Raw genomic sequence first — 13,039 nt, forward strand, 5'->3', positions numbered from 1 at the left:
TTGTAGACAATTATGAAAAATATATTTAGATATGGCATTTTAAGCTTGGGCCTTGTTTCCATTTCTTCGTGCATCGACACTATGGACACACACCCAACTACAGTTTTTAATGACGAGATTGTTTGGAACAGTAAGGCAACCGTAGAAGGTTTTGTATATGCCGCTTACAGTAGTGTAATTAATAATGGTTATGCTGGTTCTGGCCAAAGTGTTGGATGGGAGGCACGTACCCCTAATTCCGTAAAATGCTCACAGGTTGGCGAAGGAATCGATGGTGTGGCTACCGAATTAGGTGTAAGCTCTGCTAATGATTTTGGTTGTAACCGTTTTACACTATTAAGAAAGGCAAATAAAATTATCCACAACGTAGAGGCCAGCAAAGCCTTAAGCGAAGCTGAAAAGAAAGAACTTTCAGCACACGGTTATTTGATGCGCGGTATGATCTTCTTTGATCAAGCTCGCAAGATGGGACGTTTTGTTCCTGTAACGCAGGTTTTCAGCATAGACAAGCCTGAAGAGGTAAAAATTCAAATGACTAAGACTGCAGCTGAAAGTTATGACATTATTATCAACGACTTAACAAAAGCAGCAGATTATTTGCCAACCACCAACACCCCTGGTCTTCCCACCCGCTATGCTGCAGGAGTATTACTCTCTAGAGCTGCTCTCCAGGCATACGCCTATACCAAGGACAGCAAGTATTTGGATATAGCTATAAGATATGCTACTGATGTAATCAATAACAGCGGTTCAACTTTGGCTACAAACTTGTCTCCAATCAAAAGTTTGTGGAATGAGACAGATTTGTACAATCGTGAAATTCTGTGGGCTTACTATCGTGAAAAAGAAAACACTTATGTACAGAGCTTCGAAGAATTGATGCGCACTTATCCAAACATTTCTTCCGATAATGTTAAGAACTCACAGAGTCCTGTTGCTTTAAAGCAGGCTAATGGTCAAACCTTTGAAGGTTGGGCAATTTATTTCCCTACACAGGATTTGGCAGATCAGTTCTTGGTAACAGACGAAGCAACTGGTGCTGCCTTGCCTTGGTATGAAACTTCGCAGTATACCAATAATGTTGATATTCTTGACCCTACTACTATCACTACTGCAGGTCAGGTTGATCAATACAACCAATTAAACGGCGACTTGCGACGCATACCTACACCTCAAGACTTTAATCAGACAAAGAATGGCTATCCTGTATTCCAACGCTACCATAAATTAAAAGCTGGAGTTGCACGAGACCTTAGTGATTTGATGTATCAAGGTCGCGACAAGCGTTTTTACACAACCATGGTTTATGACAAGTCTAATTGGATGAATGAAAATGTAGGATTAAACCTTGGGGGTAATATATCTATGGGCGTGCGCGACAAGGAAGATGGTGGATGGTACAACACCACCACTGGTTATTACTGGAGAAAGAGCAACATTGAGAGACCCGAACCACGTGCTTACTACAACTCAAAGGTTGCACTCCACTTTAATATTACTCGCTTAGGTGAAGCGTACTTGAACTTGGCAGAAGCACTATTACTTAAAAAGGACATTCCTGCTGCTGTTGCTGCATTAAATGCAACTCGTACAAAACATGGTGGCTTGGCGCCTTCAACCGCTTCTACAGAAGAAGAAGCTTGGGCAGACTACATCCGCGAGCGTAACTGTGAAATGGCTAATGAAACAGGTGATATTTACTACAGCTATTTGCGCTGGGGTAAATATGGTGGCTACGCTAATCATGGACGTGCTGCTGGCGAGGTTATTGCCGACCTTGACCGCCCGGCATATAAGATTGAGATTAGCCGTGACCGTAGCAAGCTTATCGTTAGTCAAGTTACATTGCTGAACAGTGCACAGCGCGTATTTACAACTAGACGTTATTTACTCCCCATCAGTCAAGACTTCTTGAATACCCGTGAGGCTTACGGTATTATAGATGCACAGAATGAAGGTTGGTAATAGTTTTAATTTTCTAAATAGTAAAAGATATGAAAAAGTTCTTATATTTCATTGCTGCCATATTTATGACCATCTTACCCACCTCCTGCTTGGAAAGCGGCTTGGAAGAACTGGGTAAATACTCAGGCTGCGATATTACTAACGGTAATGTTTATTGGCGTTACTATGGTACAGAAAAAAATCCCGCAAGTGGGGAACTTGCTGTTAAACAGGTTTATTTGGCTGCTGCTCGTACACAAGATGTAGAAAATCGTATTTACAAGATACGATACACCACTAAAAACATCCCTGAAGCGGAAAGACCTAACTTTACTGAAGCAAAGGCCGTTGTTGCTGTAACCATCTCAACTGCTGCTACTATCAAGCCTCTTAATGGCGCACCTACTTTGGGAACTCCTGGCGACTGGACAAAGGACAACCAATATGAAGTGACTGCAGCTGATGGAACTAAGAAAATTTGGACCATTGTAGTAGAACCATATCAGTAACTTATTAATGACATCCTTTAGAGATGTTATTATACAAACTTAGTTTGAAAGACAATCAGAAAAAAGAAAGGGGCGTTGCAAAACGCTCCTTTCTTGATAAATAAAAAAGAATATTTAAGAGAATCAGATTATTTTAGTAAGCAATCTTCTTCAGTTACTTTGTTCTCTACTCCATAACATTCTTTTATTTTTATCTCTAAATTCTCTTAAAGGATTTACATCAATTAAGCAATCAATAAAACGCAGATAAAAAATGAAAATGAATAAACTTGTTGCCATAGCATTAATGGTATTATCAGTAATAAGTATCCAACCTGCCCGAGCACAGTCTTTATCGCCTTCTACCAAGTGGCATTGGGACAAAGGAACTATTGTAGTTGAGACTCCTGAACGTCCTGCAGGGCAGCATCATGTCTTGGGGCTTACGGCCGACCCTATCAAAAAAGTACGTATTGCTTTTGTTGGTTTGGGAATGCGTGGACCTTCGGCCGTTATACGCTTCTGTCAGATTCCTGGTGTTGAAATAGTGGGGCTTTGCGACTATGAAGAAAAACGAGCTGAAGCTCAACAAGCTCACCTACGTAAAGCAGGATTAGCACCTGCTACCATCTATTCTGGAGAAAAGGGTTATGAAGCACTCTGCAAACGGCCAGACGTAGACCTGGTTTACATTGCTACCGACTGGAATCATCATTTCCCTATAGCCAAATATGCAATGGAAAACAATAAGCATGTTGCTGTAGAAGTGCCTTCGGTTATGAATTTGGAACAATGCTGGGCTCTAATTAATTTGTCTGAAAAGACACGCAAACACTGCTTTATATTGGAAAACTGCTGTTACGATGACTACGAAATGAAGTCTTTATTAATGGCTAAAGATGGCGTGTTTGGTGAAATAATCCGTGCTGAAGGGGCTTACATTCATGAGTTGTCTGAGTTTTGGAGTCACTACTGGAAAGATCCTAATGACAATGATAAAGACAATCTCCACTGGCGCATGAAATACAACATGGAAAATCGTGGAGACCTATATGCAACTCATGGTCTCGGCCCAGTGGCTCAATGCATGGACATTCACCGAGGCGACCGATTCACTACTCTTATTGCTATGGATACTGAAAGTTTTGCTGGTAAAGATTGGGTAAAGAACCATACAGGCAAAGAACCAACAACTTTCTTAAATGGTGATCATACTACTACACTGATGCGTACTGCTAGGGGTAAGGTGGTAGAAATACAGCACAACGTAATGACTCCGCAGCCATATAATCGCTTATTCAAGTTAACAGGTACAAAGGGATATGCTACAAAATACCCCACCGAAGAATTTGCAATTGCTGGTGATGCATTGAAGGGAACAGATGCTCCGAAAATGGATGATATCAACGCCCATGGATTCTTAAACAATGAACAAAAGAAAGCCCTTATGGAAAAATATCGCCACCCTATCTTGGAAAAATACGCTGAAAAGGGACGTCACTTAGGCCATGGTGGTATGGACTACGTTATGGATTCTCGTTTGGTTTACTGTTTACAACACGGTTTGCCACTTGATATGGACGTATATGATATGGCTGAATGGTGCGCATTGGCAGAACTTAGTGCGCTTTCTATGAACAATAACTGTGCTGCAGTAACATTCCCCGACTTTACACGCGGTCATTGGAACGATGTGAAGGGATATACACATGCATATGCTACTCCAGATCAAGAAGCTGCGCAAGAAACTTATGCAGCAGCATACACTGCAGCACAGAAAGAAGCTACAGTAAAATTGAATTTATGGACTCTTTACGATGCTGCTAAGAACGCAAAAGGTAAGAAAAAAATAGCTGCTGAAAAGAAGTATAAACGAGCTATTCAAGAGCTTAACATTCAAATTGAAAATATACTGAAGAAAAAGAAGTTCTAATCTATCGTAATGAAAAGATTATATTATTTAGCAATCATGCTTAGCGTTGCATACGCTGCAAACGCAACAGACTTTAAAGGTGGGCTTACCATTTGGTTTGATAGACCTACTACGTTAGCAAACAAAGCTATTTGGTGGGGACATGCCCCCGAAATGTGGAAAGGTGAGAACAAACCTGAATCTGCTGGAGACACTGCCCAAAATCCAGATGCTGAGTGGGAATCTCAATCTCTACCCCTTGGAAATGGCAGTTTGGGTGCAAATATTATGGGTTCTATTGAAGCTGAACGCATCACATTCAATGAAAAAACCCTATGGCGTGGTGGTCCAAATACGTCAGCTGGCACTGATGCCTATTGGAATGTCAACAAACAGTCGGCACATTGTTTAAATGAAATCCGTAAGGCTTTCCTTGAGGGCGACGAAAAGAAGGCTGCATTGTTGACTTGCAAAAACTTTAATAGTACTGTTCCTTACGAATCGTGGAAGGAAAAGCCTTTCCGCTTTGGAAATTTCACCACCATGGGTGAATTTTACATCGAGACAGGCTTGAGTTCTATCGGTATGACCGAGTATAAACGTGCTCTTTCTTTGGATTCTGCGTTGGCAATGGTGCAGTTTAAGAAAGATGGCGTGAGATATCAACGCAACTATTTCATCTCCTATCCAAATAATGTTATGGTTGTTCGGTTTAAGGCCGACCAACCTGGTAAGCAAAATTTGGTTTTCAGCTACGAAGCAAACCCTGTGTCAACGGGTAAGATGGAAGCCGACGGAAGCAATGGATTGGTGTTTAAGGCGCATCTCGACAACAACCAAATGGAGTATGTAATCCGCATTAAGGCTTTAAATCAAGGTGGCACTATCAGTAATGATAATGGTAAATTCACGATTAAAGGCGCCAATGAGGTTGTTTTCTTGATTACAGCTGATACGGATTATAAAGTTAACTTCAATCCAGATTTTAAAGACCCAAAAACATACGTAGGTGTTAATCCCTCTGAAACAACTTCCACATGGATGAAAAATGCTCTCGCACTAGGTTATGATGCTTTACTTGAGGCACACTATAAGGATTATGCGTCGCTGTTCAAACGCGTTTCCTTGACGCTGAATGATGGGAAAAGCACAAACGACATCTCAACACCACAGCGCTTGAAAAACTATCGCAATGGCAAGGAAGATTTTTACCTAGAGGAACTTTACTATCAGTTTGGACGATATTTGCTAATTGCTAGTTCAAGGCCAGGAAATCTGCCTGCTAACTTGCAAGGGATGTGGCACAATAATGTGGACGGCCCCTGGCGTGTAGACTATCATAATAATATCAACATACAGATGAATTATTGGCCAGCTAGTTCTACTAACTTATCAGAATGCACGCTCCCACTGATAGATTTTATTCATACGCTAGTAAAACCTGGCGAGAAGACTGCAAAGGCTTATTTTGGCGCTAGAGGTTGGACTGCTTCTATCTCTGGTAACATCTTTGGGTTTACTGCTCCTTTTGAAAGCGAAGACATGTCGTGGAACTTCAACCCTATGGCTGGGCCATGGCTTGCTACGCATGTATGGGAATACTACGACTATACTCGAGATAAGAAGTTCTTAAAGGATGTTGGATACGCTCTTATCAAGAGCAGTGCTATCTTTGCATCTGATTATCTATGGAAGAAGCCAAATGGTATTTATACTGCTGCTCCTTCTACTTCGCCTGAACATGGACCTATTGACGAGGGTACAACCTTCGTACATGCAGTAATTCGTGAAATCCTAACCGATGCAATAGATGCTTCAAAGGTGTTGGGCGTAGATAAAAAGGAGCGTAAACAATGGGAAGAAGTATTGAAAAATATCGCGCCATATAAGGTGGGACGTTATGGGCAATTGCTGGAATGGTCGAAGGATATTGATGACCCCAAAGACGATCACCGACACGTAAACCATTTATTCGGTTTACATCCTGGACATACCATTTCGCCTATTACGACGCCGGTGCTAGCAGAAGCGTCTAAAGTGGTACTAAATCATCGTGGTGATGGGGCTACAGGATGGAGTATGGGGTGGAAACTCAACCAATGGGCGCGCCTTCATGATGGAAATCGTGCTTATAAACTCTTTGGAAACTTGCTGAAAAATGGAACGCTAGACAACCTTTGGGACACGCATCCACCTTTTCAAATCGATGGAAACTTTGGAGGTACTGCTGGTGTAACCGAAATGCTGATGCAAAGTCATATGGGCTTTATACACTTACTCCCTGCACTACCAGACGCATGGAAAGATGGAGAAGTGAAAGGCCTTTGTGCTAAGGGCAACTTTGAATTAGATATCTGCTGGAAAAATGGTAATCTATTTGCTGTTACCATTCGTTCGAAGAATGGTGGTAACTGTGAAGTAAGATACAAAGATGATATTTTTGTATTGAAAACTGCCAAAGGAAAGACTTACACACTAAACTATCTCAACGGAAAGCTTGCTCTAAATAACCATTAATTGGGGGTTTTGATATAACGAAGACAAAGGAATTGGTTCAACTACCGATTCCTTTGTTTTTTTTCCACATCCCCAAAGGCATCTTTTTGACCTTTGCGCCTACTGCTTCGTTTGCTTGTTTGTAGGCATCGTGCTTGTGTTATGCTTTGGGTGAGGTGTGCAATAGGGCGTAAAGAGCAACACTGGCGATGTGCTTAACAATACACAAAATCTAAACGGCTCTAACAACTAATGGGGGATAAAGCTGTGTCTTTGCTTTATTGAAGCAAAGCGACTACATCGCCACTGTAAAATGTAAAGTTTTATGTTTAAAAATTAACACAAAAAGAGGCTTTTTTATTCACCAATAGCTTTGTTGCTCGCAAATATTCAATTCTCGCGAGGGTTTGTTTGAGTAAAAAAGAGGTTGATTTGTAAATGTTTGAAAATTGCATTTGCACTGAATATAAATGTGAGATATACAGAAACGTGGGCGTTTTTCACCCAAAAACGTGCGTTTTGCTGCAAATAGCACGCCGTTTAGCAGCAAAACGCAAGGCTAAATGCAGCAAAACGCCGGGTAAAATGGTGCTAAACGCAAGGTAAAATGGTGCTAAACGCAAGGCGAAATGCTACTAAACGCAAGGCAAGATGCATAATGATACACATTTGTTTGTGGGTTTAGGGGGCTAAAAGGGATAAAAACGGTGGTCTATTGGGAATAAAAAGGTGGTAAAAATGTGCGTTTTTACCTACTAAAAGCTGTTTTTGAGCCAGTGAAAAACTGCGAACTTACGCCAAAATAGAAAGGCAAAATGGTGCAAAATGTAGAAAGAAGACTGAAATACGATGTAAAATAAAAAGCAAGAGGCTGAATTTTGGGCCTAAAACACTGCTTTTGAGCATGTATTTTCTCTAGAATGGGTAGGAAAGAAGACCGTGTTTTATAAAATAATAATACCACATTTAACAAAACAAAGAAGCTGCAAGCAAGAAAAAAAACGGAAATACGGCGCGAAAAAACACCTAAGTACAAGCCAAGATGCAGGAGATACCAGTTTTTAGTGCAGCCGTTAAGTTACTGATGTGCAGGAGTATTTCGGGTTTAATGTAGTAGATGGCGGTTTTAGTGCAGCCTTAACCAACTGAATGTCAAGAGAATACAAGAAAAGAAGCAACCAAACACATGGATTAACGGCAACGCTAACAAGCCAAAACAAATGCAAGGTAAAAACATCAACATCCCCTTTGCCCACAGCAGAGCAAAGGGGATGCGATGTAGAAGAAGATGTTACTTCACAACTTTCTTTCCATCAATGATGTAAACGCCTTTATCTAAGGCATCTAAACTGGTGCCCATATACACGCCATCAAGGCTGTAAATACGCCCATCTTTGCCCAAACTTGCAGGCGAAGCAGTGGGAAGGGTGGAAATAGAATTGGTAACCGAGCGCTTAACCAATAGTTCGTCGAGGAAAAATCTTCGCTGACTATTGCGCATTGTCAACCGCATATAGCCCGCGCCCTTAACCGTAAGCTTAAAAGTTTGCCATTTGCGTTTAGGCAGTTTAAAGGTGTTTTGCGACAATTGCACTTTGGGATTGAGACTCTCTACCTTAAAATCGCCATCCTCGTTGCCCCATGCTGCAACCTTAAAGCTAATGGTGGAGCCATCCTCAACGTAGAATACGGGCGTGTTTTCTACCACGCCATACTTTTCACCAGTGCCAATAACGGCGCAATGTCTTCCGGCCGAGGTGGCAGAAGGCACCGAAAAGGTCCAGCCATCATTATCGGGTTTAAACTCGCCATATGTTGCAAAGCCTCCCCAGAGGCCATCGTTTCCTCCCTTACCCTCGCACTTGTTAAACGATTCGTAGAACAAAGTATCGCTTTTGAGATGCTTAGGTCTGAGGTCGTCTAAACGAAATCTAAACGAAGCATCACCTTTGGCGTCAATCCTTATGCCTAATACCGACTTATTGAGGCGGTAGGTTTCGTCCGCCCCCGAGGTAAACACTTCGGTAGCGGGCAAGGAAGTGGCAGTAAGACTGTCGTTACCAGCTTGCGGATAAGGAATGCTATCTTGTGCACTCCATACCTTTCGCTCTCGGTTGTCGGCCGGAACGATGGCGCACCGCTTATGGCCAGGTGTGGCATTAACACCGTTTCTGAGCCATGTTTCTTGGTCGAAATCAACGTGCAGCACCACAAGCCCCTCACCAGGCAGGTGTGCATCCCAGCCTTTTTTGCGTCTATTCTCAAGCAGATAATATTCGTCGGCATTGGCATCGTTGCGTATGAGGTAGGCATCTCCATGGTCGCACATGGGCTTCATGCCCGTAATAACAGTGTCGCGAGTTAGTTCGTGTGGTTTTAACCAGCCTACAAACATTTTTTCGTAGCTGGTGTAACCAGCAGGAACATAGCCATGATTATTGTAACTTCCAACGCTCATTACGTCGAAATAGCCCGTACCAAAGGCGTCTTTATCTGAAGTGTCGTACATATCAGGCAGGCCAAGGCAGTGTGTAAACTCGTGGCAAGCCGTGCCAAAGCCGCCTAACTTAGTGGAATTAAAGTTCAACTCGTTGCTACATGCATAGGTGTTGATGCGCATATTGTTGCCCACAGGTAGGTATTTGCCATAGTCAGAGTATTGCAAAGCCCACTCGTGAGGCCAGATGGTGTTGCTGTTTCCGCCCGAAGCTTGGCCATATCCAGCGAAAATAACCAGCACTTGGTCTACAGCACCATCGCCATCCCAATCGTAATCGCGAAAGTTCACTTTGCCGATAGCGGCTTTACAGGCCTCGGCCACCATTGTTCCCGCCCTGATATCGGTGCGCGAGCCTCTCCAGTCGAGGGTATCTCGGCCATAGTAAGCCATATTATGCTTGAGTTGTACAGGTCCAACCACATCAAAAGTAAGGTCGAAGAGACCATTACTCTGGGCTTTAAAATAGTCGTGCAGACTTCCTTTATGGCCGTCTTTATACGTAAACCCCACCTCGTTGGCCATTCTCGTGAGCAGTTCGTTGGTGTGTTCGGGCTGAAAATGGGCATCTGTAAAGTTGGCCAGCACAATAAGCCCCTTGCGTTTGCCCACATGCTTATGCGATATGCCCACAGTTCGGGTTGCAGCAGCAGCGCGTCGGGCGTTATTTTGTGCCATACGTGTGGCAGCATGCGCCCTCACAGCCTGCATATTAGCAATAGGAGTGGCCACGCCATTATCGTCAACGTTATAGCAAATACCACGTGCATCACGCCAATAGTGCAGGTTTTCGTCGCCCACTTGTTCAAGTCGGATTTGTGTTCCATTGGCAAGCTTAGCCATACGCCATATTCCAGGCATGGTGGGAATGGCCAAAGCAGCAACAAAAGTGGCTAGAAATGCAAGGATAAGAAATTTTATTCTCATAGAAAAGTTAAACTATAAATAATTGTTTGGTTTAAATAAAACGCTAAAATGGCCCTATTGGCCTATCCCCCATTAAATAGATGTAGCACAGGGCGCATGAAAGGAGTTAGTTCGCAGGGGCGCGAAGTGCCGTTATAACCCTCGCGCGACAATGCCCACGTCACAAAAAGGCGTTGTTTGGCACGTGTCATGGCCACATAAAACTTGCGTGCGTCTTCGTTTGTTTGTCGTGCATCGGTGCGAGTGTAGTAATTGGGATAACGCCCATCCACGGCGTCGAATATCAGTACATTGTCGAACTCCAGTCCCTTTGCTTTGTGAATGGTGGTTACATAGATGCGTTCGTCAATGAAGTCGCTACCACAAAGGTCGGCCTCTTTCAGGGTGTTGAGTTCCATAATATGCGCTTGTAACTGCTGAATCAATGCTTGTGCCTCGCAGCCCTGTAACATATTACCTTGCAAATAGGCATTAACATAGGCAATGTTGGGCACAGGGAGGATGTAGCTGTCGGCCACAAGGAAATTGTAAAACTCGTCAATCACCAGCATCATGGCGGGCATTTGGGGGTGAGTGTGTAAGGAGTAGAGTTGTGCATGATGTTTATTAAATAGTTTGGAATAACGCTGTCGCAACGTAGCAGCACAGTTTTGAACGCGCTGACGTGCGAGAAATTGCTGTTGTGCAGGTATTATCTGTGCAGCTTGTTGTCTACAATAGTTCACCAGGCTCACTGTGGCCATCACGTCTTCGTCGGCCAAATGCGAGTTGGTTCCTTCCAAATGCAGCACCTCAAGCAGAGCCTTAAGCTTATATTGCTTAAGTCCCGGTTGCAACAAGCGTATCAGTTTTAGTGAATCAAAATAAGTGGGATGCGCCTCAAGCAGGTTCACTTCAGGGCAATAGCGCTGCAAATTGAAGCGCAAAATGTTATAATCAAAGTCGGCATTATGCCCTAGCAGCATGCTATTACCCACATATTGCATAAAGTTTTGCAAGGCTTGTGCAGGCGGTAAGCAGGGGTTACACTGCAATTGGGCAACAATGGGGTTGGGAATATCGCCAAGCATGGCGGGCACGGGGCGTTGTGTTTGGATAAAAACATTGAAAGCTGAGCCTTCAACCACACGTCCAGCCCTCATTTTTAGGGCAGCAATCTGCACGATATCGTCTTCAAAGACATTAAGCCCTGTGGTTTCGGTGTCGAAAACAACAATCTCTTCGTTGTCGAAACATTGTGCAAAGCCCTCCACATAGGTGGGCGTTTGGGGCGAAAGTAGGTCGGTGGGCAACATGGCACAGCGCAAAAGAGCCTGTACAAAGTTGCGAGCCGATGCATTTCCCTCGAAAACACGCAGGCCCTTAAGCAGTCGTGCCCATGCAATAAAGTTGTGCGGGTTGGCTAAGATGTTGAGATGTGCGAAGAGCAATTTAACCTCGGGCGTGGCAAAGAGGTCTTGTCCAGACACTTTAAAATGACTTAATCCAAGAGAATTAAGTGCGCAACTAAGGTCGTCGGCATCGCGATTGGCATTCACAATGATAGCCGTTGTGTCGTTAGGATTTTGTTTTTGCAGGTTTCCCGCCAGCTGTGCCACGTCTTTATATTCGGTATCGAGCACATTGCTACTCACCACTTGCAGTTCGTTTCCTTGGCCTTGGTCGGCGTTATTGGCTTTGGGAAGCAAATGCGGGTCGATATTGAGCATGGCTGTAGCATAGGTGTTAAACACGTTGAGCAAATATTTGGGCGAGCGATGATTGATGGCCAAGTGGTGTACATTGTGTCCACAGCGTTGTCGCAGCGTGTTCAGCGTGTCGAGTTTTGCGCCCATGAATGAGAAGATGGCCTGCTGTTCGTCGCCCAAGAACATCACTGTGGGGTTGTTTGTGTCTGTTAGTGCGTCTACAATAGCCAGTTGTAGGGGGTTAAGGTCTTGCACTTCGTCTACCTGCAGCCACGAATATCGGCGATGCACAGCCTCGTTATCATTGGTCAATGCATCGTAAGAAAGCAGCAAGAGGTCTTCAAAATCAATCAGTTTGTTTTCTCTTTTGTAGTCTTCGTATTGCTTGGCGAGTTTCATTTTGCGCAAAAGCGCCATCACCAAGCACAAAGAAGCATAATCCATCTGCGCGCCTTGCACCATAGACTCGTAGGTGGAGGCGTGCAGATAGATATCGGTGATGCTCTGCGGAGTAAAGTCTGTTCGGGCTAGTTCGCACAAATTGCGCATAGCTTTCACATCTTCGGCCGAAAGGCAATCGGCATGTAGGCGAAGATTTTTAGGATGTGCATGTGCAATTTGGTGCATGAGATGCGACAAGAAGATAATGTCGAAGTAGTCGCGACGTCGTTTGAAGCTCTCGGCCACCTTCATTTCGTCTTCCTCGGTGTATCGTGCAAGGATGCTTAAGGCATCATCATCATCGATAACAGAGGTCTCGGCAGCAATCAATCCGTTGTCGTAGAGAAAGCGCGAACAAAACCTATGCACGTTTCCTACGAACACTTCACTGGCCGAATCGTCGTCAATATTGGCCTTTATGCGCTCCATCATCCCGCGGGCGGCCCTATTGGTGAAGGTAAGACACAGCATATCGGCACAATTCACACCGTTGTTGCGTGCCAAGCGCACGCGTTCGGAGAGTATTTGTGTTTTTCCACAACCAGGAGGAGCAAGCACAAGGTGCACGCCCTGCTGCAGATTGATTACCCGTTGCTGACTTTCGTCGGGCTGCCACGCATCTATGGTATTAGACATAATCGTGAAA

The 13,039-nt window shown here is 43.9% G+C and carries 6 protein-coding genes; 4 read left to right on the forward strand and 2 right to left on the reverse strand.

Going from position 1 to position 13,039, the window contains the following annotated elements:
* Positions 1–12 precede the first annotated feature (12 nt).
* The 4 genes from QME03_RS03145 (at position 13) to QME03_RS03160 (ending at position 6,861) form a co-directional block, all read left to right on the forward strand.
* On the forward strand, positions 13–1,965 hold the full coding sequence (locus QME03_RS03145; RefSeq protein ID WP_281723439.1) for a RagB/SusD family nutrient uptake outer membrane protein: 1,953 nt from the start codon (positions 13–15) through the stop codon (positions 1,963–1,965).
* 29 nt (positions 1,966–1,994) lie between these two features.
* Complete coding sequence (locus tag QME03_RS03150) at positions 1,995–2,453, forward strand: DUF5018-related domain-containing protein (RefSeq protein ID WP_281723440.1); 459 nt, start codon at positions 1,995–1,997, stop codon at positions 2,451–2,453.
* A gap of 253 nt (positions 2,454–2,706) precedes the next feature.
* Positions 2,707–4,365, forward strand: coding sequence for a Gfo/Idh/MocA family protein (locus tag QME03_RS03155; RefSeq protein WP_281723441.1), 1,659 nt, complete (start codon positions 2,707–2,709; stop codon positions 4,363–4,365).
* Positions 4,366–4,374: 9 nt separating this feature from the next.
* Positions 4,375–6,861, forward strand: a complete 2,487-nt coding sequence (locus QME03_RS03160; protein WP_281723442.1) for a glycoside hydrolase family 95 protein — start codon at positions 4,375–4,377, stop codon at positions 6,859–6,861.
* A gap of 1,270 nt (positions 6,862–8,131) precedes the next feature.
* Here QME03_RS03160 and QME03_RS03165 read toward each other — a convergent pair.
* Together QME03_RS03165 and QME03_RS03170 are read right to left on the reverse strand one after the other, a co-directional pair.
* Positions 8,132–10,264 carry a M6 family metalloprotease domain-containing protein gene (locus QME03_RS03165; RefSeq protein ID WP_281723443.1) on the reverse strand — a complete coding sequence of 711 codons (2,133 nt, stop codon included), beginning with the start codon at positions 10,262–10,264 and terminating at the stop codon, positions 8,132–8,134.
* Positions 10,265–10,326: 62 nt separating this feature from the next.
* Positions 10,327–13,029 (reverse strand): 3'-5' exonuclease, encoded by a 2,703-nt coding sequence (locus QME03_RS03170; protein WP_281723444.1) that lies wholly within the window; start codon positions 13,027–13,029, stop codon positions 10,327–10,329.
* Positions 13,030–13,039 lie beyond the last annotated feature (10 nt).

It is taken from the genome of Hoylesella shahii, assembly GCF_937990675.1.
Taxonomy (GTDB): Bacteria; Bacteroidota; Bacteroidia; order Bacteroidales; family Bacteroidaceae; genus Prevotella; species Prevotella shahii.